At 71.0% G+C, this 23,687-nt stretch carries 14 protein-coding genes, 3 tRNA genes and 1 pseudogene; 9 read left to right on the top strand and 9 right to left on the bottom strand.

Translation table 11 applies throughout. The annotated features are described in order from the left end of the window. Positions 1-308: 308 nt before the first annotated feature. Together ACLVWQ_RS12875 and ACLVWQ_RS12870 are read right to left on the bottom strand one after the other, a co-directional pair. The gene (locus tag ACLVWQ_RS12875; RefSeq protein WP_414108594.1) at positions 309-2,459 is read right to left on the bottom strand and encodes a molybdopterin oxidoreductase family protein; all 2,151 of its coding nucleotides are present in this window, start codon (positions 2,457-2,459) and stop codon (positions 309-311) included. Positions 2,460-2,608: 149 nt separating this feature from the next. Continuing rightward, on the bottom strand, positions 2,609-3,331 hold the full coding sequence (locus ACLVWQ_RS12870; protein WP_414108593.1) for a vancomycin high temperature exclusion protein: 723 nt from the start codon (positions 3,329-3,331) through the stop codon (positions 2,609-2,611). A 210-nt stretch (positions 3,332-3,541) separates the two neighbouring features. Here ACLVWQ_RS12870 and ACLVWQ_RS12865 point away from each other — a divergent pair, with 210 nt between their 5' ends. The 5 genes from ACLVWQ_RS12865 to ACLVWQ_RS12845 all read left to right on the top strand — a co-directional run bounded on the left by ACLVWQ_RS12865 (position 3,542) and on the right by ACLVWQ_RS12845 (position 10,965). Then, positions 3,542-4,444 (top strand): sirohydrochlorin chelatase, encoded by a 903-nt coding sequence (locus ACLVWQ_RS12865; RefSeq protein ID WP_414108592.1) that lies wholly within the window; start codon positions 3,542-3,544, stop codon positions 4,442-4,444. A 108-nt stretch (positions 4,445-4,552) separates the two neighbouring features. After that, positions 4,553-5,965, top strand: a complete 1,413-nt coding sequence (locus ACLVWQ_RS12860) for a deoxyguanosinetriphosphate triphosphohydrolase (RefSeq protein ID WP_414108591.1) — start codon at positions 4,553-4,555, stop codon at positions 5,963-5,965. Positions 5,966-6,150: 185 nt separating this feature from the next. Next, complete coding sequence (locus ACLVWQ_RS12855; RefSeq protein ID WP_414108590.1) at positions 6,151-7,416, top strand: NAD(P)/FAD-dependent oxidoreductase; 1,266 nt, start codon at positions 6,151-6,153, stop codon at positions 7,414-7,416. Positions 7,417-7,503: 87 nt separating this feature from the next. Further along, on the top strand, positions 7,504-9,411 hold the full coding sequence (gene dnaG / locus ACLVWQ_RS12850) for a DNA primase (RefSeq protein WP_414108589.1): 1,908 nt from the start codon (positions 7,504-7,506) through the stop codon (positions 9,409-9,411). A 213-nt stretch (positions 9,412-9,624) separates the two neighbouring features. Continuing rightward, on the top strand, positions 9,625-10,965 hold the full coding sequence (locus tag ACLVWQ_RS12845; RefSeq protein ID WP_414108588.1) for an RNA polymerase sigma factor: 1,341 nt from the start codon (positions 9,625-9,627) through the stop codon (positions 10,963-10,965). A 223-nt stretch (positions 10,966-11,188) separates the two neighbouring features. Here ACLVWQ_RS12845 and ACLVWQ_RS12840 read toward each other — a convergent pair whose 3' ends face one another. The 4 genes from ACLVWQ_RS12840 to ACLVWQ_RS12825 form a co-directional block, all read right to left on the bottom strand. Next, positions 11,189-13,117 (bottom strand): ABC transporter ATP-binding protein, encoded by a 1,929-nt coding sequence (locus ACLVWQ_RS12840; protein ID WP_414108587.1) that lies wholly within the window; start codon positions 13,115-13,117, stop codon positions 11,189-11,191. Beyond that, the gene (locus ACLVWQ_RS12835) at positions 13,117-14,850 is read right to left on the bottom strand and encodes an ABC transporter ATP-binding protein (RefSeq protein ID WP_414108586.1); all 1,734 of its coding nucleotides are present in this window, start codon (positions 14,848-14,850) and stop codon (positions 13,117-13,119) included. Before ACLVWQ_RS12835 ends, ACLVWQ_RS12840 begins: the two co-directional genes overlap by 1 nt. A 141-nt stretch (positions 14,851-14,991) precedes the next feature. After that, a complete protein-coding gene (locus tag ACLVWQ_RS12830; protein ID WP_414108585.1) occupies positions 14,992-16,446 on the bottom strand; it encodes an FGGY family carbohydrate kinase in 1,455 nt (484 codons plus the stop codon). Between the two features lie 129 nt (positions 16,447-16,575). Then, positions 16,576-16,884 (bottom strand): YtxH domain-containing protein, encoded by a 309-nt coding sequence (locus tag ACLVWQ_RS12825; RefSeq protein WP_414108584.1) that lies wholly within the window; start codon positions 16,882-16,884, stop codon positions 16,576-16,578. 182 nt (positions 16,885-17,066) lie between these two features. Here ACLVWQ_RS12825 and ACLVWQ_RS12820 point away from each other — a divergent pair. The 3 genes from ACLVWQ_RS12820 to ACLVWQ_RS12810 all read left to right on the top strand — a co-directional run bounded on the left by ACLVWQ_RS12820 (position 17,067) and on the right by ACLVWQ_RS12810 (position 17,472). Further along, positions 17,067-17,139: transfer RNA gene (locus ACLVWQ_RS12820), tRNA-Asn, on the top strand. A gap of 6 nt (positions 17,140-17,145) precedes the next feature. Next, positions 17,146-17,218, top strand: a tRNA-Asn gene (locus ACLVWQ_RS12815). Between the two features lie 177 nt (positions 17,219-17,395). After that, positions 17,396-17,472 (top strand) — tRNA-Ile (locus tag ACLVWQ_RS12810). Positions 17,473-18,440: 968 nt separating this feature from the next. On the opposite strand, the gene ACLVWQ_RS12805 is transcribed toward ACLVWQ_RS12810, so the two are convergent. Continuing rightward, positions 18,441-19,385, bottom strand: a complete 945-nt coding sequence (locus ACLVWQ_RS12805; RefSeq protein WP_414108582.1) for an AraC family transcriptional regulator — start codon at positions 19,383-19,385, stop codon at positions 18,441-18,443. A 124-nt stretch (positions 19,386-19,509) separates the two neighbouring features. On the opposite strand from ACLVWQ_RS12805, the gene ACLVWQ_RS12800 reads away from it, so the two are divergent. Continuing rightward, positions 19,510-20,499 (top strand): zinc-dependent alcohol dehydrogenase family protein, encoded by a 990-nt coding sequence (locus tag ACLVWQ_RS12800; protein WP_414108581.1) that lies wholly within the window; start codon positions 19,510-19,512, stop codon positions 20,497-20,499. Positions 20,500-20,518: 19 nt separating this feature from the next. Here ACLVWQ_RS12800 and ACLVWQ_RS12795 read toward each other — a convergent pair. Both ACLVWQ_RS12795 and ACLVWQ_RS12790 read right to left on the bottom strand, forming a co-directional pair. Continuing rightward, positions 20,519-20,784 (bottom strand): annotated as a pseudogene (locus ACLVWQ_RS12795) (hypothetical protein); the annotation flags it as partial. A gap of 216 nt (positions 20,785-21,000) precedes the next feature. Beyond that, positions 21,001-23,673, bottom strand: a complete 2,673-nt coding sequence (locus ACLVWQ_RS12790) for a glycoside hydrolase family 97 catalytic domain-containing protein (protein ID WP_414108580.1) — start codon at positions 23,671-23,673, stop codon at positions 21,001-21,003. Positions 23,674-23,687: the final 14 nt, after the last annotated feature.

The following is a 23,687-nucleotide window of genomic DNA, read 5'->3' as shown; positions in this document are numbered from 1 at the left end:
GCACGCGGACGCGTGGTGGGGGGTGAGGGGGAGGGGAGTGGGGGCGCGATGTCCGCTCAGTTCTAGGTGGCCGGACCATGTCATGTCCATAGCCGATCACTGGGGGACGTGTGCGGATGTGTGAGGAGTAAGAATCGTTTCTGCAAAGGAGGCGCGAGCGTGTGGTCAGGGAGGTGAGGCCGCGGCAGCCGGGCTGCGATCGACAGGGACGCTCATCGAAAGTGGCAACTGGCCAGCCCCTTCAAGGGCGCGGGGAACTGCGGGCTCACCCACGGCACTCCACGGCACCCCGCGGCGTCCCACCGACCTCAGCGCACCCGCCCCGCCCCCGAGCCCCGCTCCATCCCCTGAGCCCGCTCCACCCGAACCGCGCAGGCCTTGAACTCCGGCATCCGGGACGTCGGGTCCAGGGCCGGATTCGTCAGTGTGTTGGCGCGGCCCTCGCCCGGCCAGTGGAACGGCATGAACACCGTGTCGGGCCTGATCGTCGTGGTGATCCGGGCCGGCGCGACCGCCCGCCCGCGCCGGGACACGACCGCCAGCGGTTCCCCCTCCACCGCCCCGAGCCGCTCGGCCAGCCGGGGGTGCAGCTCCACGAAGGGGCCCGGCGCCGCGGCGTTCAGCTCGGCCACGCGCCGGGTCTGCGCGCCCGACTGGTACTGGGAGACGACCCGGCCGGTGGTCAGCATCACCGGGTACTCGTCGTCGGGCTCCTCGGCGAGCGGGCGGTGGTGCACGGCGACGAAGCGGGCCCGGCCGTCGGGCGTGGCGAACCGGTCGAGGAAGAGGCGCGGCGTGCCGGGATGGACCTCGGCCGCGGCGGGGCCGCCCGGGACCGGACCCGGGCACGGCCAGAACACCCCGTTCTCCTCCACCAGACGGCGGTACGTGATGCCCGAGTAGTCGGCGGGCCCGCCCGCGCTGGCCCGGCGCAGTTCCTCGAAGACCTCCTCCGGGTCCGTGGGGAAGCCCTTCTCCACGCCCAGGCGGGCGGCCAGTTCACGCATCACGTACAGGTCGCTGCGGATACCGTCCGGCGGTGTGATCGCCTGCCTGCGCAGCAGGACCCGCCCCTCCAGGTTGGTCGTCGTGCCCGTCTCCTCGGCCCACTGGGTGACGGGGAGGACGACGTCCGCGAGCTCCGCGGTCTCGGAGAGCACGACGTCGGCCACCGCCAGGAAGTCCAGGGAGCGCAGCCGTTCCTCGACGTGGGCGGCGCGGGGCGCGGACACCACCGGGTTGGAGGCCATCAGCAGCAGCGCGTGGATGTCCGTACCCATGGCGTCGAGCAGTTCGTAGGCGCTGCGGCCGGGGCCCGGCAGGGAGTCCGGTTCGACGCCCCACACCTCGGCCACGTGCCGGCGGGCGGCCGGGTCGTCGAGCTTGCGGTAGCCGGGCAACTGGTCTGCCTTCTGGCCGTGTTCGCGTCCGCCCTGCCCGTTGCCCTGCCCGGTGAGGCAGCCGTACCCGGAGAAGGGCCGCCCCGGACGCCCCGTCGCCAGACAGAGGTTGATCCACGCGCCGACCGTGTCGGTGCCCTTGGAGTGCTGCTCGGGCCCGCGCGCGGTGAGCACCATCGCGGACTCCGGCTCGCAGAACATCCGTACCGTCTCCCGCAGTTCGGGCACGGACACGCCCGTGATCCGCTCCACGTACTCCGGCCAGTGCGCCATCGCCGCGGCCCGCGCCTCCTCCCAGCCGCTCGTACGCTCCTGGATGTACGCCTCGTCCGTACGCCCTTCCGCCACCACCAGGTGCAACAGGCCCAGGGCCAGCGCCAGATCGGTACCGGGGCGCGGCGCCAGATGCAGGTCGGCCTGCTCGGCGGTGCGGGTGCGGCGGGGGTCGATGACGATCAACGTGCCGCCGTTCTCCCGGAGTTCGGTGAGATAGCGGAGCGCGGGCGGCATGGTCTCGGCGAGGTTGGAGCCGACGAGGATCACACACCCTGTCTTGGGGATGTCCTCCAGGGGGAAAGGCATCCCCCGGTCCAGGCCGAAGGCCTTGATGCCGCCCGCCGCCGCGGAGGACATGCAGAAGCGACCGTTGTAGTCGATCTGCGAGGTGCCGAGCACGACCCGGGCGAACTTGCCGAGCGTGTACGCCTTCTCGTTGGTCAGCCCGCCGCCGCCGAAGACCCCGCACGCGTCCGGGCCATGCTCCGTACGCGTGCGGGACAGCCCCTCGGCGATCCGGTCCAGCGCCTCGCCCCAGCCGGCCGGCCGCAGCTCGCCGTCCGTGCGGATCAGCGGGGAGGTCAGCCGCACCCGGGACGAGAGCAGCGCGGGCGCCGTACGGCCCTTGCCGCACAGGGCGCCCCGGTTCACCGGGAAGTCGGCGCGCTCCGTCACCTCGACGGTGCCGCCGCCGTCGACGCCGCCGTCCGGCACGGCCGTCAGGTTCATGCCGCACTGCAGCGCGCAGTACGGGCAGTGGGTCGGCGTCACGGAGGTCTGCATACGGCTCAGGGTGCGTCGGACGTGTTACGCGGCGGGACGCACCCCGTTACACGGCAGGCACGGGGACCTCCCGGTACGCCCCGGACGGCGGTGAGGGCGTCCCACATCCACGCGCCCCATATCCACGCGTCCCACATCCACGTCATCGGCTACCGGCTGGTCTCCAGCGCCCGGTGCACGCCCGGCTCCCGCGCCCCCAGGAACATCGGGTCCGGCTCGAAGACCGCGTCCAGCAGCGCCTTCCCCGCTGCGACCACCTCGCGAGCGGCTCCGTAGTACCAGGTCACGTCGTGCGCGTCGGCCACCCCGAGCCCGTACGACGCGACGCCCGCCTCCTGGCACAGCGCGACCGCCCGCCGGATGTGGAAGCCCTGGCTGATCAGTACGGCCTCGTCCACGCCGAAGATCTTCTTGGCCCGGACACACGAGTCCCAGGTGTCGAAACCGGCGTAGTCGCTGACGATCCGTCCGTCGGGCACGCCCTGCTCCGTGAGGTAGGCGCGCATGGCGTCCGGTTCGTCGTAGTCCTCGCGGCTGTTGTCGCCGGTGACCAGGACCACCTGGATACGGCCGGACCGGTACAGCCCCGCCGCCGCGTCCAGCCGGTGCGCGAGATACGGCGACGGCTCGCCCTGCCACAGCCCGGCCCCGAAGACGATCGCGACGTCGGTGCGCGGCACGTCCGTCGCCGTCCGCAGCCGGTCGCCCGTGGCCGTGAACAGCCACGTGGCCGGGGACAGCGCGAGCACGCACCCGGCCATCACGGCCTGCACGGCCCGGCGCTGTCCGGTACGGGTACGCGGCAACCGCGGCCGCGGAAGCCTTCGCAGGCCCCGCAAAATCGGCAGTTCTGGCAGTCGCGGACGACGCATCGTTCGGTCCCTCCCCGGGTGGCCTCGGTCCCGGAGACGCCGCGCACGGTGATCCGGTTCACCTCACGGACCGTGACCAGCTTCACTCGGCACCCGGCCGGCGCGGCGCACGGCACCTCACAGACCCCCGGTGCCCCACCGTGAAACCCCGGAAAAGCCCCGTCATTCCCGCGCAACGGCATGGCAACCTCGTACCGGCACCCTTGGCGCATGACGGCGTCGAACCCTCCTCGTGACGAGTTCAAGCCCCACCCCGGCGGCCGGCCGATCCTCGGCGGTCACCTCGACAGTACGGCGCAACTCATGAACCGGATCAGCAGCCAGCTCGGCACCCAGCTCGGCCGCGTGTCCCTCGACGGCACCCCGCGCCCCGCCCCGCCGCCGCTCGTCCTGGTGGGCCACGGCAGCCGCGACCCGCGCGCCCTGAGCACCGTCAGGACCCTCATGGAACGGATCCGCGAGCTGCGCCCCGGTCTGCCCGTGCACCTCGGACACATCGAGCTGAACGCACCCCTGCTGCCCGACACGCTCGACGCGCTCGGCACCGGCGACGCGGTCCTCGTACCACTGCTCCTGAGCCGTGGCCAACACGTCAAGCGGGACATCCCCGCGGCCGCAGCCGCCGCGGCGGCGCGCGTCCGGATCGCCGTGCCGCTGGGCCCGCACCCGCTGCTCGTGGAGACGCTGTACGCGCGACTCGTCGAGGCGGGCTGGCCCGCGCACCCGGCCGACGTGGACCGCCGGGCGAGCGGGGTGGTGCTCGCCGCGGCCGGTTCACGCGACCCCGACGCGGCCGTCGACACCCGCCGCACCGCGGCGCTGCTCGCCGAGCGGCTCGGGGTGCCCGTCGTGCCGGCGTACGCCTCCGCGGCCGCGCCGACGGTCGCGCACGCGGTGCGCGCGCTCACGGCTCGGGGACGTCACCGGATCGCCGTCGCCTCGTACTTCACGGCCCCCGGCCGCTTCGCGACCGAGTGCGCGGCAGCGGCCACCGGCATCGCCGCGGCCCCGCTGGGCGCCCACCCGGCCATGGCCCGCCTGATCCTGCACCGCTACGACCGGACGACGACAACCCCACCCCACCCGAGCCGAACCCTGGCAACGATCCATTAGGGCTACAGGGCTACAGGGGCGCGGGGGACGGCGCGACCAGCCCCCGCCGGACGCGCGGCCGCAATCCCCCACGCCCTGATTGTCGGCCCCTCCGCTTACTGTCAAGACATGGAAGGCACCAGCACCGACCCCACCCACCAGGCACACACAGACGCACACGCGGACGCCCACCACACCCCACCCCCCGGCTACGACCCCACGTCAGTGACCCGTTGGGCCGTCGAGCCGGACAAACGCCCCGGCCGCACCGCCTTCCAGCGCGACCGCGCGCGCGTGCTGCACTCCTCCGCGCTGCGCCGCCTCGCGGGCAAGACCCAGGTCGTCACGCCCGGTACCCGGAGCCAGGTCTGGGACGCCAGCCCCCGCACCCGGCTGACCCACTCCCTGGAGTGCGCCCAGGTCGGCCGCGAGCTGGGCGCCGCCCTCGGCTGCGACCCCGACCTCGTCGAGGCGGCCTGCCTCTCCCACGACCTGGGCCACCCGCCCTTCGGGCACAACGGAGAACAGGCGCTGAACGAGTTCGCCGAGGACTGCGGCGGCTTCGAGGGCAACGCCCAGTCGCTCAGACTCCTCACCCGCATCGAACCCAAACGCTTCGTGCGCCCCGCGGCCGTGCCCTCGGCCGCCACCGCCTACGGGGACGGCGACGGAGGCGGGGCCGGGTCCGGACACGGCGGTGCCGACGACCTGGTCAGCGTCGGCCTCAACCTCACCCGCGCCACCCTCGACGCCGCCACCAAGTACCCCTGGCCGCGCGGCCACCACCCAACCGACCCGGCCTCCCCGAAGTTCGGGGTCTACGAGGACGACCGCCCCGTCTTCGACTGGGTCCGCGAGGGCGCCCCCGGCACCCGCATCACCTTCGAGGCCCAGGTCATGGACTGGGCCGACGACGTGGCGTACTCGGTGCACGACGTCGAGGACGGTCTGCACGCGGGCCACATCGACCCCGAGTGCCTGCACGCGAAGTCCGAGCGGCAGGAGATCTTCCAGGTCGCCGTCGGGCGGTACGTCGCGGCGGACACCGACCCCGCCGAGCTGTCCGAGGCCCTCGACCGCCTCCTCGACCAGGAGTGGTGGCCGCACGGCTACGACGGCTCGGCGGTCGCCCAGGCCCGGCTGAAGGACGCCACCAGCCAGCTCATCGGAAGGTTCTGCCTCGCCGCGGAGGGCGCCACCCGGGCCGCGTACGGGACCGGCCGGCTCACGCGCTACGCCGCCGAGCTGGTCGTACCGCGCGCGGCCCGCCTGGAGTGCGCGGTCCTCAAGGCCGTCGCCGACCGCTACGTCATGCAGCGCGTCGAGCAGGAACTGCTCCGCGCCGACCAGCGGATCGTCGTCGCCGAACTGGCCCAGGCGCTCACCGAGCGGGCCCCGGAGGGCCTCGACCCGCAGTTCCGCGCACTGTTCGACGAGGCGTCCGACGACCGCGCCCGCAAGCGCGTGATCGTCGACCAGATCGCCTCGCTCACGGACGCCGCCGCCCGATCACTGCACACGAGGCTCAGGGGGCAGGTGTGACGTCCGCACCGGGCCGTAGCGACCCTGTGCGGCCCGGTCGAGCACCCGTCCGGGCCTGTCCGGGCACTCGGTCGGGTACCCGGACAGGTATGCGGTCGGGCGGCTGATCGGGTCACTCCCCCTTCCCCCATCACGCTGCGTGCGGGAGGCTCGCATGTGGCGACATCCTTACGAGGAGGCATCAAGTGGTCGACGCAGATCAGACATTCGTCATCGTCGGAGGAGGCCTGGCAGGAGCCAAGGCGGCCGAGACGCTCCGGACGGAGGGTTTCACCGGCCGCGTGATACTGATCTGCGACGAGCGGGACCACCCGTACGAGCGCCCTCCGCTCTCCAAGGGCTATCTGCTCGGCAAGGAGGAGCGCGACAGCGTCTTCGTCCACGAGCCCGCCTGGTACGCGCGCAACGACGTCGAGCTGCACCTCGGCCAGACCGTCGACGCGGTCGACCGGACGGCCAGAACCGTCCGCTTCGGTGACGACGGCACGCTCGTCCACTACGACAAGCTGCTGCTCGTGACCGGCGCCGAACCCCGCCGGCTGGACATCCCGGGCACGGACCTCGCCGGCGTCCACCACCTGCGGCGCCTGGCCCACTCCGAGCGCCTCAAGCACGTACTGGCCGCCCTCGGCCGGGACAACGGCCACCTGGTGATCGCGGGCGCCGGCTGGATCGGTCTGGAGATCGCCGCGGCCGCCCGTGAGTACGGGGCGGAGGTCACCGTCGTCGAGCCCGAGGCGACCCCGCTGCACTCGGTCCTCGGCCCCGAGCTGGGCCAGCTCTTCGCCGACCTGCACCGCGAGCACGGCGTCCGTTTCCACTTCGGCGCCCGGCTCACCGAGATCACCGGCCACGACGGCATGGTCCTGGCGGTCCGCACCGACGACGGCGAGGAACACCCCGCGCACGACGTCCTGGCCGCGATCGGCGCCGCCCCGCGCACCGGACTCGCCGAGGCGGCGGGCCTGGAGCTGGCGGACCGGGCGCACGGCGGCGGCATCGCGGTCGACGAGCGGCTGCGCACCTCCGACCCGCACATCTACGCGGCCGGTGACGTGGCCGCCTTCCACCACTCCCTGTTCGACACCCGGCTGCGCGTGGAGCACTGGGCGAACGCGCTGAACGGCGGCCCCGCGGCGGCCCGAGCGATGCTGGGCCGCGAGACGACGTACGACAGGGTGCCCTATTTCTTCTCCGACCAGTACGACGTAGGGCTGGAGTACTCCGGCTGGGCGCCGCCGGGCACGTACGACCAGGTGGTGATCCGAGGAGACGCCGGCAAGCGCGAGTTCATCGCCTTCTGGGTGAAGGAGGGGCGGGTGCTCGCCGGGATGAACGTGAATGTGTGGGACGTCACAGAACCGATCCAGCAGCTGATCCGCTCCGGGACCAAGGTGGCCACGGAGGCCCTCGCGGACCCGCACGTCCCGCTGGACAGCCTGGTCCCGTGACCGACGGGCCACTCCACCGACCGCCGGAGGAACCCCACCGGCCGACGGAGGGACTCCGCTGTCACACCGTCCCCGTAGACTCGGCGCGTGGCAGGCAGGATCAACGACGAGGACGTGAAGGCGGTTCGGGACGGGGTCCCGATCGACGCCGTGGTCTCCGAGTACCTCCAGCTGCGTAACGCGGGCGGCGGGAACCTCAAGGGACTGTGCCCGTTCCACGACGAGAAGTCGCCCTCCTTCCAGGTCAGCCCGAGCAAGGGGCTCTTCCACTGCTTCGGCTGCCAGGAGGGCGGCGACACCATCACCTTCGTGATGAAGGTCGACCACCTCACCTTCTCCGAGGCGGTCGAGCGCCTCGCCGGACAGGCGGGCATCACCCTTCGTTACGAGGAGGGCGGGTACAACCCCTCCCACCAGCGCGGCGAGCGGATCCGTCTGGTCGAGGCCCACCAGGCAGCCGCCACGTTCTACATCGAGCAGCTCGGCACCAGTTCCGAGGCGGACGCCGGCCGCACGTTCCTCGCCGAGCGCGGCTTCGACCAGGCGGCGGCCACCCACTTCGGCGTCGGCTACAGCCCCCAGGGCTGGGACCACCTCGTCCGCCACCTGCGCGGCAAGGGCTTCACCGACAAGGAGCTGGTGCTGTCCGGGCTCGCCCAGGAAGGCCGCCGCGGCCCCATCGACCGCTTCCGGGGCCGGCTGATGTGGCCGATCCGCGACATCGGCGGCGAGGTCGTCGGCTTCGGCGCCCGCAAGCTCTACGAGTCGGACAACGGCCCGAAGTACCTGAACACGCCCGACACGCCGATCTACCGCAAGTCCCAGGTCCTGTACGGCATCGACCTCGCCAAGAAGGACATCGCCAAGAGCAGCAGGGCCGTCGTGGTCGAGGGCTACACCGACGTCATGGCCTGCCACCTCGCCGGCATCACCACCGCCATCGCGACCTGCGGCACCGCCTTCGGCAACGACCACATCAAGATCCTCCGCCGGCTCCTGATGGACAACGGCTCGGCGCGGGTGATCTTCACCTTCGACGGTGACGCGGCCGGCCAGAAGGCCGCCCTGCGCGCCTTCGAGGACGACCAGAAGTTCGCCGCCGAGACGTACATCGCGATCGCCCCCGACGGCATGGACCCCTGCGACCTGCGCCTCGCCAAGGGCGACGCGGCCGTCGCCGACCTGGTCGAACCGCGCACCCCGCTCTTCGAGTTCGCCCTCCGCCAGATCGTCGCCCGCTACGACCTGGAGACCCCCGCGGGCCGCGCCGCCGCGCTCGACGAGTCCGCGCCCGTCGTGGCCCGCATCAAGAACAGCGGCGCCCAGCACGAGGTCGCCGTCCAGCTCGCGGGCATGCTCGGCATCCTCGACACGCAGTTCGTCGTCAAGCGGGTCGCCCAGCTGGCCCGCTGGGCGCGCGACCGCGGCGGCAAGGGCCCCGCCCCGGTGAGCACCGGCCGCTCCCCGCAGCAGTACGAGAACAGCGGCCCCAGACCCCCTTCGGGCCCCGCCCTCACCCTGCGCAACCCGGTGTTCGCCACCGAGCGGGAACTGCTCAAACTCGCCCTGCAGCGCCCCGACCTGGTCGCCCCGGCCTTCGACGCGTACGGGGTGGACGAGTTCACCGCCCCGCCGTACGCGGCCGTCCGCGAGACGATCATCGAGGCCGGCGGCGCGGAGTACGGCGTCCAGGACCCGCAGGAGTACCTGGTCCGGGTCCGCGAGACCGCCGCCGACGACGTGGTGCGCGCCATGGTCACGGAGCTGGCCGTCGAGGCCATCCTGCGCAAGACCGTCGACGAGGCGTACGCGGGCGAGCAGTTGGTGACCGTCCGCCGCCGCGCCGTCGAGCGCCGGGTGCGCGACGTGCAGGGCGCGCTGGCCCGCGCCAGCGCGCAGGGCGACCCGGCCCAGCTGGCCGCCGTGCAGAACGAGCTGTGGGTGCTCCAGCAGTACGACCAGGCCTTGCGCGAGAAGGGCCCGTCCGCGCTCTGAGGGGTCTCTGCCGTTGCGGGCACCGGCGTCGGACGCGTTCCGTCACGGACGCGTTCCGCGGAGCGAACCGGACATGCGGGGAACGTGCCAGATCAGGGCACGGACGACCACACGAACTTGCCGCGAGGGTAACCACGCCGTCACGGACAGGACTCAAAAAGTCACCGCACGCCCCTCGTGGCGACGATGTGTCGTACTCCACACTGGGTTCCGGTGCCTGAGTCCTCGGAGCGCGGCCGACCCGAACGCGACGGGTCCGAAGTCCCCGCGATTCCGCTCAATGACTTCGGGATGGACTGCGGCAAGGCCGTCGACCCCATCCCCGACGTACCGCTGCCGCACGCCTCAGCAGCGACATTCCTGGAGGTCGCCCCCGTGCAGACCCAGACCCTGCCCCAGACCCAGACAGACGACGACAGCAGCGACACCGGTACGGACCCGGAACCGGACGCCGACGCCCTGGCAGCCGTACCGCCGCAGACCCGTGCCGCGCGCCACCCCGAGCACCACCCCGATCAGCGCCGTCCCGAGACCGCGGCGGAGCCGGAGAGCGCGCCGGAGCCGCCCCCCGCCGTCCTCGTGGAGAGCGAGGCCGAGGCACCGGAGCCGGTGGAGCTGCCCCGCGGGCGTGCGGACACCGGCGGACCCTCGTCCGACCTGTTCCGCCAGTACCTGCGGGAGATCGGCCGGATCCCGCTGCTCACCGCGGTGGAGGAGGTGGAGCTCGCCCGCCGGGTCGAGGCGGGCCTCTTCGCCGAGGAGAAGCTCCGCCTGGCCCCCGACCTCGACAGCCAACTCGCCCTGGACCTCGACAAACTGGTGGTCATGGGCCGGATGGCCAAGCGCCGCCTCATCGAGGCGAACCTGCGGCTCGTCGTCTCCGTCGCCAAGCGGTACGTGGGACGCGGCCTGACCATGCTGGATCTGGTCCAGGAGGGGAACCTGGGCCTCATCAGGGCGGTCGAGAAGTTCGACTACGCCCGCGGGTACAAGTTCTCGACGTACGCGACCTGGTGGATCCGCCAGGCCATGTCCCGGGCCCTCGCCGACCAGGCCCGCACCATCCGGGTCCCCGTCCACGTGGTGGAACTGATCAACCGGGTCGTCCGCGTGCAGCGCCGCATGCTCCAGGAACGGGGGTACGAGCCGACGCCCGAGGAGGTCGCCGCGCACCTCGACCTGACCGGCGAACGGGTCAGCGAGGTCCTGCGGCTGGCCCAGGAGCCGGTTTCCCTCCACGCCCCCGTGGGGGAGGAGGACGACGTGGCCCTGGGCGACCTGATCGAGGACGGGGACGCGACGAGTCCCGTGGAGTCGGCGGCGTTCCTGCTCCTGCGCGAGCATCTGGAGGCGGTCCTCTCCACGCTCGGCGAGCGCGAACGCAAGGTGGTGCAGCTGCGCTACGGCCTGGCGGACGGCCGGCCGCGGACGCTGGAGGAGATAGGCCGGATCTTCGGCGTGACGCGCGAACGCATCCGCCAGATCGAGTCGAAGACCCTGAACAAACTCCGGGACCACGCGTTCGCGGACCAGCTGAGGGGCTACTTGGACTGAGAACGGCTTTCCTCGCCCCCGCCGCCCCTTCCCGTCCCGTCCCTGGGGGCTGCGCCCCCAGACCCCCGCCAACAGATTGCGCAGTTCCCCGCGCCCCCATTGGGGGCGCGGGGAACTGCGCAACGGGGGTTCGGGGGCGGAGCCCCCGAGGACGGGACGGGACGGGTAGGGGCGGCGGGGGCGAGGAAAGCCCCTGGCCCACCCCCCCCGGAGGGGGACCCCGTCAGTCGACCGACACCACCGCCTGCGCGAACTGCGCCTGATAGAGGCGCGCGTACGCACCCTCCGCCGCCAACAACTCCTCATGCGCCCCCTGCTCCACGATCGCCCCGTCCTCCATCACCAGAATCGTGTCGGCATCGCGGATCGTCGACAGACGATGCGCGATGACGAACGAAGTCCGCCCGTGCGCGAGCTTCGCCATCGCCTTCTGGATCAGCACCTCGGTCCGCGTGTCCACCGAACTCGTCGCCTCGTCGAGCACCAGGATCACCGGATCCGACAGGAACGCCCGAGCGATCGTGATCAGCTGCTTCTCACCCGCGCTGACCCCCGACCCCTCGTCGTCGATGACGGTGTCGTACCCGTCCGGCAGCGTCCGGACGAACCGGTCGGCGTGCGCGGCCCGAGCCGCCTCCTCGATCTCCTCCCGGGTGACCTCCCGCGAGGCCCCGTACGCGATGTTGTCCGCGATCGTCCCCCCGAACAGCCAGGTGTCCTGGAGGACCATGCCGATACCGGCCCGCAGCTCGTCCCGGGACATCGTGGCGACATCGACCCCGTCGAGGGTGATCCGCCCGCCCGTCGTCTCGTAGAACCGCATCAGCAGGTTCACCAGCGTCGTCTTGCCGGCGCCGGTCGGCCCCACGATCGCCACCGTGTGCCCCGGCTCGACCGTCAGCGACAGGTTCTCGATGAGGGGCTTCTCCGGCTCGTACCGGAAGGAGACCCGCTCAAGAGCCACCAGACCCCGCGGTTTCTCGGGACGCGTCCCGCTGACGGCATCCGGCTCCTGCTCCTGGGCGTCCAGCAGTTCGAAGACCCGCTCCGCCGACGCGACCCCGGACTGCACGAGGTTCGCCATGGAGGCGACCTGGGTGAGCGGCATGGAGAACTGCCGGGAGTACTGGACGAAGGCCTGCACGTCACCGATCGACAGGGAGCCGGACGCGACCCGCAGCCCGCCGACCACCGCGACCAGGACGTAGTTCAGGTTCGACACGAACATCATCAGCGGCTGCATGATGCCGCTGTTGAACTGCGCCCGGAACCCGGCCTCGTACAGCTTCTCGTTCTCCTCGGCGAACTGCGCCGCCGACTCGTCCTGCCGCCCGAAGACCTTGACCAGGTTGTGCCCGGTGTACATCTCCTCGATGTGCGCGTTGAGCTTGCCGGTGGTCCGCCACTGCTGCACGAAGTGCGGCTGCGACCGCTTGCCCACCCGGGTGGCGACGAAGAACGACAGCGGCACGGTGACCAGCGCGACGAGCGCGAGCAGCCACGACACCCAGAACATCATCACCAGCACACCGACGATGGTCAGCAGCGAGTTCACGAGCTGGCCCATCGACTGCTGGAGGGTCTGCCCGATGTTGTCGATGTCGTTCGTGGCGCGGCTGAGCACCTCACCGCGCTGCCGCTTGTCGAAGTACGAGAGCGGCAGCCGCGACAGCTTGGTCTGCACGTCCTCGCGCATCTTGTACATGGTCCTGTTGACGGCCCGGTTCACCAGGCGCGTCGCCACCGTCATCAGCAGACCGGCCGCCAGGAACGCCAGCAGCGCGAGCCCCAGCACCTCACCGATCGCGCCGAAGTCCATGCCCTCGCCGGGCGTGAAGTCCGTCCCGGAGAGCATGTCGGCCATACCGCCGTCGCCGCGCTCGCGCATCGCCGCGAGGACCTCGGCCTTGGACTGCCCGGCGGGCATGTCCCGTCCGATGATCCCGGCGAAGATGAGGTCGGTGGCCCGGCCCAGGATCTTCGGCCCGACGACCGACAGGCCCACACTGCAGACCACGGTCGCGAGCATCACGTAGAGCGTGGCGCGTTCCGGCTTGAACTGCGCGAGGAGCCGCTTGCCGGACTCCTTGAAATTCATCGAGTGCTGGTCGGGGCCCGCCCCGGCCATCATCCGCCCCATCGGCCCGGCCATCAGGCTGCCTCCGCTTCCGTCAGCTGCGAGAGGACGATCTCCCGATAGGTCTCGTTGTCCGCCATCAGGTCGTGATGGCGGCCGGTCCCGACGACCCGGCCCTCGTCGAGGACCACGATCCGGTCGGCGTCCCGGATGGTCGACACCCGCTGCGCGACGATCACGACGGTCGCGTCGGCGGTCTCCCGCCCCAGCGCCGTACGCAGCGCCGCGTCCGTCGCGTAGTCGAGCGCGGAGAAGGAGTCGTCGAAGAGATAGATCTCGGGACGCTGTACGAGGGTCCGGGCGATGGCGAGCCGCTGCCGCTGACCGCCGGACACGTTCGTGCCGCCCTGCGCGATCGGAGCGTCCAGACCGTTCTCGAGCCCCTCCACGAACCCCTTGGCCTGCGCCACCTCCAGCGCGTGCCACAGCTCGGCGTCCGTCGCGTCCGGATTGCCGTACCGCAGATTGGTGGCCACGGTGCCCGCGAACAGATACGGCTTCTGCGGTACGAGGCCCACGGTGCGCGCCAGCAGCCGCGGCTCGACCGTCCGTACGTCGACGCCGTCCACCAGCACCTGGCCCTCGGTGACGTCGAACAGCCGGGGGACCAGGCCGAGGAGGGTCGACTTGCCGCTGCCGGTCGAGCCGATCACCGCGGTGGTCTCGCCGGGCAGCGCCACCAGGTCGACGGCCTTCAGGACGGGTTCCTCGGCGCCCGGGTAGCGGAAGCCGGCCCCGCGCAGCTCCAGGTTCCCGTGCCTGCGCAGCTCCAGGACGGGAGCCTTCGGCGGGACGACGCTGCTGGAGGTGCCCAGGACCTCCTCGATGCGCTCGGCGCACACCTCGGCGCGCGGCACCATCATGAACATGAAGGTGGCCATCATCACGGACATCACGATCTGCATGAGATAGGCGAGGAACGCGGTCAGCGCGCCGATCTCCATCCCGCCGCTGTCGATCCGGTGGGCGCCGAACCACACCACCGCGACCGAGGAGATGTTCACGACCGTCATGACGATCGGGAACATCAGGGCCAGCAGCCGCCCGGTGCCCAGCGACACCTCGGTGAGGTCGGCGTTCGCCTTGCGGAAACGCTCCTCCTCGTAGGTGTCGCGCACGAAGGCACGGATGACGCGGTTGCCGGTGATCTGCTCGCGCAGCACCCGGTTCACCGTGTCGAGGCGTACCTGCATCGTGCGGAACAGCGGCCGCAGCCGGCGCACGATGAGGCTGACGCAGATCCCGAGCACCGGCACGACGGCCAGCAGCACCCCGGACAGCGGCACGTCCAGGCCGAGCGCCAGCACGATGCCGCCCACGCACATGATCGGCGCCGACACCAGCAGCGTGAACGTCATCAGGGTGAGCATCTGGACCTGCTGCACGTCGTTCGTCGTGCGGGTGATCAGGGACGGCGCCCCGAAGTGACCGACCTCACGCGCGGAGAACGACTGCACGCGGTCGAAGACGGCGGCCCTGATGTTCCGGCCGACCGCCGAGGACGTACGGGCGCCGTAGTAGACGGCCCCGATGTTGCAGACGACCTGTATCAGGGAGATGCCGATCATCAGGGCACCGAAGGTCAGGATGTATCCCGAGTCGCCCTGCACGACGCCGTTGTCGATGATGTCGGCGTTCAACGTGGGCAGGTAGAGCGTGGCGCACGTCTGCAGGAGCTGCAGCAGGACGAGCAGGGCGATGGGTTTCTTGTAGGGCGTCAGATGGGTACGCAGGAGTCTTATGAGCACGCTGGGTCTCTCGGAGTCGACGGCGGGGCGTTTGGTTGCCCCTGGCCCCTATCGTCGGACACTCCACCCGTGTTACCTCAACTGATTAACCCAAGAGTGGCCCAAGGACGGACCGGGCCCATCTTGACCACCGGGCCGCCCTCAGGCGCGGAAGGCGCCCGGGTGGGTCTGCTTGCGCACCGACACGTACTGCTGCCGCACGGCCTGCCCCACCGCCAGCTCCTCGCCCGGCTCCAGGACCTGCGCGGCGGCCCCCTGCCAGACGGGCGGCAGCCCCGGCTGGATGGTGCCCTGCGAGACGCCGAGCGCCCAGGCCGCCTGGCGGGCCGCGCCGATCGCCGCGTAGTCCGCGGGCCCCGGCACCACGATCTGCGTACCGAGCAGCGCGGGCGCGCACGCCTGCACCGCGCTCAGCTCCGCGGCCGGGCCGAGCAGGAAGATCCGCCGTACCTCCACGCCCCGCTTGCGCAGGACGTCCATCGCGTCGGCGAGCCCGCACAGCATGCCCTCGAAGGCGGCCCGCGCCAGATGCTCGGGCCGCATCGACTCCCGCCGCAGCCCGGCCAGCGTCCCCGCGGTGTGCGGCAGATTGGGCGTCCGCTCACCTTCCAGATAGGGCAGCATGACGAGCCCGTGCGACCCCGGAGTGGACTTCATGGCCAGGTCCGACAGGGCTTCCAGATCGGGTACGCCGAGGAGTTCGGCGGCGCCGCGCAGGGCCCGTACGGCATTGAGGGTGGTGACGACGGGCAGGTGCATGCCGGTCGCGTCCGCGAGCGAGGTGATCATCCCGGTGGAGTCGACGAGCGCCTCGTGGTGGACGGCCATCACGGAACCGGAGGCGCCGAGCGACACCACCGCGTCCCCGAGCCCGATGCCCAGGCCGAAGGCCGCCGCCATCGTCTCGCCCGTGCCCGCCGAGATCAGCAGCCCCTCGGGGGTCGTGCCCGCGGCCTCCCAGGGTCCGAGCACGTCGGGCAGCAGCGCCTGGTGGCCGAGGGCCAGCTCCACGAGGTCGGGCCGGTACGCGCCGGTGGCCGCCGACCAGTAACCGGTGCCCGAGGCGCCGCCGCGGTCGGTGGTCCGGCGCGCGGGCCTGCCGAGCAGCTGCCACACCAGCCAGTCGTGCGCCTGGAGCAGCACGGTGGTGTGCGCGGCCGCCTCGGGTTCGGTCCGGGCGAGCCAGCGGAGCTTCGTCACGGGCTGCGCGGCCTGCGGCACGGAGCCCACGGCCTGCGCCCAGGCCTCCCGCCCGCCGAGCGCGTCGACGAGATCGGCGGCGGCGACCTGGGCACGCTTGTCGCCGCCGACCATCGCGGGGCGGACGGTGTTGCCCTGGCTGTCCACCGGGACGAGCCCGTTCTGCTGTGCGGACACGCCGATGGCCTGCACGCCCTCCAGGAGCCCGCCGCCCGCGGCCTCGCCCAGGGAGAGCAGCCAGGCCTGCGGGTCGACGTCCGAGGGCCGGGGGCCCTCCGCCGGGCCGTCGATCGGATGCGGGGCGAACCCCTGCCGGAGTACGGCTCCGCTGTCCGCGTCACAGACGACGATGCGTGTGAAATCGGGCGAACTGTCCAACCCGGCGACTATCCCCATGGCGGAAATTCTGCCGTACGACCGGAGCGGGCCGTACCGGACCGTCCCGGGCGCCCGTGCCGGCCGGGGCCTGGTGCGAAAGTGGCCTCTGCCGCGCTTCGGGCGACGAGGCCGCTTTCGTCACCGGCCCTAGGTGTTGCTGGTGCCCCAGTCGTCCTGGGTCCGGGTGCCGTTCGTGTTGCGCTCACGCAGGGAACGCACCCTCTCCGAGACGGAGTCGGGAACCCGGTCGCCCACTTTCTCGCTGACCACGTGGTACGCCTTCCCGGCGTAGTGGCGCCCCTGCTGGGCCGCCGACTCGGCGGTGTTGCGCACGGCGGGGTTCTGCGAGACCTGCCGGGCGGTCTTCCTGAGCTGCTCGTAGCGCTCTCGCCCGGCGCGTGTGCCGAGCACGTATCCCACAGCCAGTCCGACGACGAACGTGAGCCGGTAGCGCATGGCGGCCACCCTTCCTCTTGTGAGTTCGGTCCTGCCTCACGGTCCTGCCGTGCGGCGGCGTCGGTCGCAGGCAGGTTACCGATTGGCGGAGCACCCCCCTGCTTGCGCTAATGTATGTGTCGCAGCGGGCGCACGCTCCTTGGCGAATACCCAGGGAGGTACGTTCGATGCAGACGAGGCAATCCCCTGTAGCTCAATTGGCAGAGCAGCCGGCTGTTAACCGGCAGGTTACTGGTTCGAGTCCAGTCGGGGGAGCTTCGGTCTTCCGTAGCTCAATTGGCAGAGCAGCCGGCTGTTAACCGGCAGGTTACTGGTTCGAGTCCAGTCGGGAGAGCAACCTGAACGAGGACCCCATGGACCACATCGGGGTCCTTTTTCATGCCCGCGGGAACCACTGCGTCCCAGGTGGGGTCCTTGTAGGCAGGCGAAGTCGACCATCCGAAGCAGGAGATCGTATGAGCGGCTATGCTGCGGCAGACGGCGCGCACACATGTGCGCGGCGCGCCGTAATGGGGCGGTAGCTCAGCCGGTTAGAGCAGCGGACTCATAATCCGCCGGCCGTGGGTTCGAGTCCCACCCGCCCCACCACGCGCTACGCGGGAAGAATCGATCTGACCAGCAAGTTCGCTGGAGGGTCGGGGGGTTGCAGGGACGCGAACGGCGCTTCGTACCCATGATCCCGCGCTCAACGGAACAGCCCGCCCCGGAACCCGATCCGCACGCATCCCTGCGGGTGCAGGGAGCAACGCCCCGACGGCAAGGCCTCGCTGATGCTGGTGGGGCCATCCCTGGGGGTGCGGGTGCGGGTGCGGGGAGCAGGCCCGCTCGGACCACGACCTGGGGCCGGCACTGGGGCCATCCCCGCGGGTGCGGGGAGCAGATGACGACCATCGACCTCACCTCCACCTACACGGGGCCATCCCCGCGGGTGCGGGGATGGTCCCAAGCCGGCCCAGAGGGACAGGGAGCTGGCGACGTGCTCCCCGCAGTTGCAGGGGTGGTCCTGGCGCGGCACCGTCATGCCCGAGGCCGGCGAGGAGGACGCTGTCTCGGGCGGCAGGGTCACGATTGACCCGTCGTCGACACCACCTGTTTCAGTTGCTGATCCGAGATCAGGTCAGAGTGGCTGGGATGCCGTCAAGGAGTTGCTCGCCGACCTCGACTTCGGCAGGCGAGGTCAATCACGGGGCATCCCGTAAGCTGACGAGACAACGTCTGGCCTGCGGAAATGGCTGCAGAGGCTCCGCCCCGAAGTAGAGGGGCGGAGCCTCTGCAGGTTGGAAAGGGAATCCGCTGCGCGAATTTTCCGTCCCTTTGGCTGAGCTGGGGGGATGAGGTCTACTGCGGTTGTAAGCGCCCCCGAAGCCCTCCCAGGGGCCATTGAGGGGCCGCAAGGACAGGAACGCATCGGCAAACACCACACAGGCCTGACCTCGATCGGCGCGTCTGACCTGGGAAAACGTCAAAGACGGATGTTGACCGGCAAGGGGGTTCGAGTCCCGCCCGCGCCACCACGCGCTGCGCGGCAAGAGATGGTTGTGGTGGCGGGACGGGGCTCAGTGGGGTGTTGCCCTCCCGGTCAGGGGTTGCTCCGCTGTCTGTGTTCGCCAGGTTCCGGGGGAGATGCCTTCTCTTTTGGCGAAGGCGCGGCTCAGTGAGGTTCCGGTGTCGTAGCCGACCTGGACGGCGATCTCCTGAATGCTCAGGGGTGTGTCGCGAAGCAGGACCTTCACTCGGTACATGCGCCATGCCGTGAGGTGGCCGAGAGGAGTGTCTCCCGTCTTCTCCTTGAACCGGGCGGCGAACGCCGAACGCGACATCCCTGCCCTGTGAGCCAGCTCCTCGACCGTCCAGGGGTGAGACAGGTCCGCGTGCAACTCCCGGATGGCTGACGCCAGGTGCGGATCGCGCAGCGCGGCGATCCAGCCGACGGTGCCACTTCTCACATCCGCGCAACAGGTGCGCAGGGCCTGGACGAAGAGCACGTCGGACAGACGGCTCATGATGAAGCCACTGCCGAGGCCACCCGCCGAGTTCTCCCTGGCGATGAGGTCGAAGGTGGTACGCAGGAGCCGGCCGGCGTCGTCGTCCAGGTTCAGCCGGAACAGCGGCGGCAGGAGCGCGAAGAGCGGCTCGGCGGCCACCGCGTCGAAGGCGAAGCGCGTGGACACGATGCTTGTCGGTTCGCCCTCGCCGCCCGCTCTCGCCGAGCGGCCCGATGGCTGGAAGGTGAGGCCGTCGCAGTCGACCACCTCGCGGCCCGGAGCGTCCTGAAGCGTGAAGCCCACACCGGCGCGCACCAGAATGCAGTCGTTCCTCTTCAGCCACTGCGGTCGGTCCAGTGGGTCCGCCGTCAGCTGGCACGAGCCGCTGGAGACCAGCACCAGCCGGGCGATATGTCGTGGAGGGAACGCGATGCCCCACGGAGCGTGGGCGTCCACGCGTACGTAGCGGGCGTCCTCGACCTTCATCGTGGCGAGGAGGTCGTCGATCGGGTCCATCCGCTCTCCTGGACGATCTGCACTAAAACAGGGACTTCAAGATACAACCCGTCCAGCCCTCCCTTCCTATCGTGATGAGGGCCAGATCGGCGACCAACGAACGAAAAGGTGGCGAAGGTAGGAGATGCGTGCCTTTCAGCTAAGAGCCGGCGGGGGCCTGATGGCCTCGACCGGGCGTCCGACGCCGCAGCCGTCGGCAGGCCAGGTGCTCGTGAGGGTGAGGGCCACTTCCGTGAACGCGCGCGATCGCCTCATCGTCGCGGGCAAGTACGTCGTCGACGTGCCGACAGGGCGCATCCCGCTCTCCGACGGCGCGGGCGTCGTGGAGGCAGTCGGGGACGGGGCCACGCGATTCCGGGTCGGGGACGGTGTCGTGGGCACGTTCCACCCCGACTGGCTGGACGGCCCGTTCCCGGGGTGGGGCGAGCTGCGTGGGACGCACCGCGACGGGTGGCTGACGCAGTACCTCGCTGTCGACGAACAGAGCCTGGTGGCGATGCCGGACCAGTTGTCCTTCGAGGAGGCGGCCACGTTGCCGTGCGCCGCTCTCACGGCGTGGTCGGCCGTGCGCGGTGTGGGCCCGGGGGACACATTGCTGGTCCAGGGCTCGGGGAGCGTGTCGCTCTTCGGGCTGCAATTCGGCCGCCTGGCCGGCGCACGTGTGCTGGCCACGACATCCAGCCCCGAGAAAGCCCGCCGCCTCGGCGACCTCGGCGCGTCGGACGTCGTCGACTACACCAGTACACGGGAGTGGGGCGCCCGGGTGCACGAGCTGACGGACGGCGGTGTCGACCGCATCGTCGAAATCGGCGGTGGCGGCGAAAGCATCGACCAGTCCGTGGAGGCCCTTGCCCACGGAGGGCAGATCGCCCTGGTCGGCAACCTCGCGTCGGGGAGCGGCATGGAACTGACGCGCTTCTTCCGGCGCGCGGCGACTCTCCGGTCTGTCAGCGTCGGCAGTCGAAGCGACTTCGAAGAGATGAACCGGCACATCGCCCGGCACCACCTGCGACCGGTCATCGACCGCGTCTTCCCGTTCGAAGAGGCTCCGGAGGCGTTCGCCTACTTCGAAGAGGGGCGCCACCTCGGAAAGGTCGTCATCAGTCACGGTTGAAGCGGGTGGTGCCGCTGCCTCAGCGCCGAAGGCGGTCCCGTGTGACGAGGCCGAGGACCGTGACGCCGGTCTCGGTCCAGATCGGCGCGCGGCCGTCGAAGGGGCGGCGGAACTGCTCGGCCATGACCGTGTTGTGGTCGTCGCCGAGGGCGTCGTCTCCCGGTGCGACCTTGTGGTGGGAGTTGACGTGGACGACGTCCTTCCATGGTGCGCCGACCGTGGCGAGCGTGCGCTCCACATGGCGAAAGCCTGGTCGATCTCGTCTTCCAGGGCGTCGGGGACGACCGGGACGGCGACGTGTTCATCGAGGAGTGGGAGCTCATCGAGCAGAGTGGCTGCGATGTTGACGTGGCCGCGCTGCAGGCGGCGCTGTCCCGTGCGACCGCCGTCGACTGATCGCGTACCCCACAGCGCCACCGCCACCGCCACCGCCGCCACCCCCGCCGTGAGCCGTCGATGTTCGCGCGGCTCACGGCAGGGGCGGTCGCCCGGACCGGTCGGTTACCGGCGGGCGGTGTCGGCCGTGATGTGCAGCCGTGCGTCGGCCCAGTCCGCGTGGTCCGAGTCGTTGCCGTCGCCGCCGTCCGTCACGCGCAGGGTCAGCCGCTGCACGCCGGTGACGTCGATGTCGAAGGCATGGGCGGCCTCCGTCGGGCCCATGACCCCGCTCGTGCCGAGTACCTTTCCGTCTCCGATGACCTCGAAGACCACGGAACCCTTGTCCGACGTCTCCTCGTCGATCCCGACGTCGGTGCTGAAGCGGTCATAGGCACCGCCCAGGTCGACCGTCACCTCGGAGGCCGCGTGCGTGCCCAGCCCCTTGTCGTAGGTCCGGTCACCGATACGCAGCGGACCCCCGTCGCCCTTGGCCGACTCGCCGTTGGACGTGTCCCGCTCGGCAGGGCCCCAGCCGTTGCTCTCCGCCGCGAAGGGGAGGTCGCTGACGTAGTCGATGCCGGGCGGTGACACGAAGACACGGGCTTGCTTCTGCAGACTCAGTTTCGGGGCTGCCGCGCCCGCCGCCGGATCCCGGTAGGCGACGGTGACCGGAATCTCCGTCCAGCCGTAGGCGGCCTGCTCCGGCACGGTGATCCGCCAGTCCGCGGTCAGTGCCTGACCGGTGGCCAGCTCGGCCGCGGTCGCCCCCTGCCCTTCGACGCTCCAGCCCTCCGGGGTCTTCGCGTCGAGCGTGACATCGGTGACCGGACCGAACTCGTCGATCGTGAAGGTGGCGCCGAGCTTCACCTCCGCGCCCGGATCCGTCGAGGTCTGCCGCGGGTCCACCGTCAGCGTGCCCGAGGGGACATGGCGTACGGGCTCGTCGCAACTGGCCCGGCCGGGCACCGCACGGCAGGCGATCGCGGCGAACCCACCGTTCTCGGTCCCGGGCACCTCCAGGGTGTTGTGACGCGTGAGCAGCCGGCTCTCCCGGACCAGGCCGTCCGAGCCGTCGCGGACCACGTCGACACGCCACTTCCCGCCACTCAGGAAGTCCAGCGGCACCCGGTGGGTACGCGCCGCGCCCGCGGCCATCTCACCGAGGAACCATCGGGCGCCGTCACGCCGTGCGAAGCCGGCGCTCAGACCGGGCGCGCTGCCCTTCAGCAGCTTCGTCTCGTCCCAGACGGTCGGTACCTGCTCCAGGAAGCGGGCCAGTTCGGGGCGGGCCCGGTACTCCTCGATGCTGCCCGCGAAGTTCTGCAGTCCCGACTCGAAGACGACGGACAGAGCCAGTTCAGCCGCGTCGGACGTGTTGCGCTGACCGAACTGGAAACCCATCGGGGTGAAGTCCATCGAGCCGACGATGTTACGGGTGAACGGCAGCGTCGCGATGTTGTCGGCCCGGACGTCGCCCTGCTCGGCGCCGTGCACCGCCTCCATCGACATCACCTGCGGCCAGGTGCGCTGGATGCCGTTCGGGACCGTGGAGCCGTGGAAGTCGACGATGAGCTCGCGCTCTGCCGTGGCTTCGAGTATCTCGTCGTACCACTGATAACGCTCACGGGTGTCGGAGTCCATGAAGTCGATCTTGAGGCCGGCGACGCCCCACTTCTTGACCTTGTCCAGCTGCGCGTCACGCTCGGCGGCGGTGTCGAGGTCCGTCCAGGGCATCCACAGCAGGATCTTCACTCCGCGCCGCTTCGCGTAGTCCATGAGCTGCGGCATCCAGTCCGTGGTCTTCCAGCCGTCGTCGACGAGGGCGTACCGCCACCCGTGCGCCGCCGCGTAGTCCACGAACTTCTGCTGCGTCTCCAGGCTGCGCTGAGCCTCGCTGAACCCGGCCAGCCATGACCAGGCGACCTTCCCGGGCTTGATCCAGGAGGTGTCGCGGATCCGGGACGGCGGCGCCAGGTCGTCGATGAGGGTGGACTCGGTGACGGTCGCGAGATCGCCGATGATTGCGGTGCGCCACGGGGTGGTGAGCGGTCCGTCCGAGTGGACCTCCTTGTCGGCCAGCGCCAACTCGTAGCGTCCGCTGCCCTGTTCGTGTACCAGTCGGCTGCCGGAGTACCGGCCGTCGAGGTCCGACTCGGCGAGTACGACGTTCTGGTCGCCCACCTGGAAGAGCGCCGGGTAGCCGTACTGGCCGTCGGCCGCGGAGGCCGCGGTGGTCCGGTCGTAAGGCTGCTCGTGCGGGGCGGCGTAGGCGCTGAGCCAGGCCGGCGAGGAGGCCGGCGGCTGGAAGGCGGAGGCCTCGTGCCGGATGGTCACGCCGTCCTTGCCGGGCAGCACATAGCGGTAGGCCACGCCGTCGTCGGTGGCTCGGACCACCAGATCGAGGCGCGCGCCGTCCTGCCCCTCGAAGGCGAACCGCGACTCGTTCATGTGGACGGACCGCCGGAGCTGCTTGCCGACGGTGGTCGTGTACTTCTCGTTGACCACCCGGTCGGCACGGTGCAGCAGATGAAGTCGCGAGGTCAGGTCCGCCTGGTCGGTGACCACACCGACGGGCGCGGGTTCGAGGACCGTCCGTCCGTTCCGCCGGACGGAGAAGTCGAGCGAGCCGTCGGTCCGGTCGAGGGTGACGACCGCGGTGGGCCCGCCGCGCTGCACGGTCCATGACGTGGCCGCGGGGCCCGCAACTGGACTGGCAACGTTGTCAGGCAATGAGTTCGCCGGACCGGCCGAACCCAGGGCCAGTGCGGCGCCGACCACCGCGGCCGTCAGCGCCATGCGGCCACCACGTG

This window comes from Streptomyces sp. CWNU-52B (assembly GCF_047444975.1).
In the GTDB taxonomy this organism is placed as follows: domain Bacteria; phylum Actinomycetota; class Actinomycetes; order Streptomycetales; family Streptomycetaceae; genus Streptomyces.
Note: the sequence above shows the minus strand (reverse complement) of the source record. Positions and strands in the feature narration are given on the sequence as shown.

Coding starts and splice junctions, on each gene's coding strand:
- ACLVWQ_RS12875 (WP_414108594.1), bottom strand. CDS start 2,459: ATGCAGACCTCCGTGACGCCGACCCACTGCCCGTACTGCGCGCTGCAG.
- ACLVWQ_RS12870 (WP_414108593.1), bottom strand. CDS start 3,331: ATGCGTCGTCCGCGACTGCCAGAACTGCCGATTTTGCGGGGCCTGCGA.
- ACLVWQ_RS12865 (WP_414108592.1), top strand. CDS start 3,542: ATGACGGCGTCGAACCCTCCTCGTGACGAGTTCAAGCCCCACCCCGGC.
- ACLVWQ_RS12860 (WP_414108591.1), top strand. CDS start 4,553: ATGGAAGGCACCAGCACCGACCCCACCCACCAGGCACACACAGACGCA.
- ACLVWQ_RS12840 (WP_414108587.1), bottom strand. CDS start 13,117: ATGGCCGGGCCGATGGGGCGGATGATGGCCGGGGCGGGCCCCGACCAG.
- ACLVWQ_RS12830 (WP_414108585.1), bottom strand. CDS start 16,446: ATGGGGATAGTCGCCGGGTTGGACAGTTCGCCCGATTTCACACGCATC.
- ACLVWQ_RS12825 (WP_414108584.1), bottom strand. CDS start 16,884: ATGCGCTACCGGCTCACGTTCGTCGTCGGACTGGCTGTGGGATACGTG.
- ACLVWQ_RS12805 (WP_414108582.1), bottom strand. CDS start 19,385: ATGGACCCGATCGACGACCTCCTCGCCACGATGAAGGTCGAGGACGCC.
- ACLVWQ_RS12800 (WP_414108581.1), top strand. CDS start 19,510: ATGCGTGCCTTTCAGCTAAGAGCCGGCGGGGGCCTGATGGCCTCGACC.
- ACLVWQ_RS12790 (WP_414108580.1), bottom strand. CDS start 23,673: ATGGCGCTGACGGCCGCGGTGGTCGGCGCCGCACTGGCCCTGGGTTCG.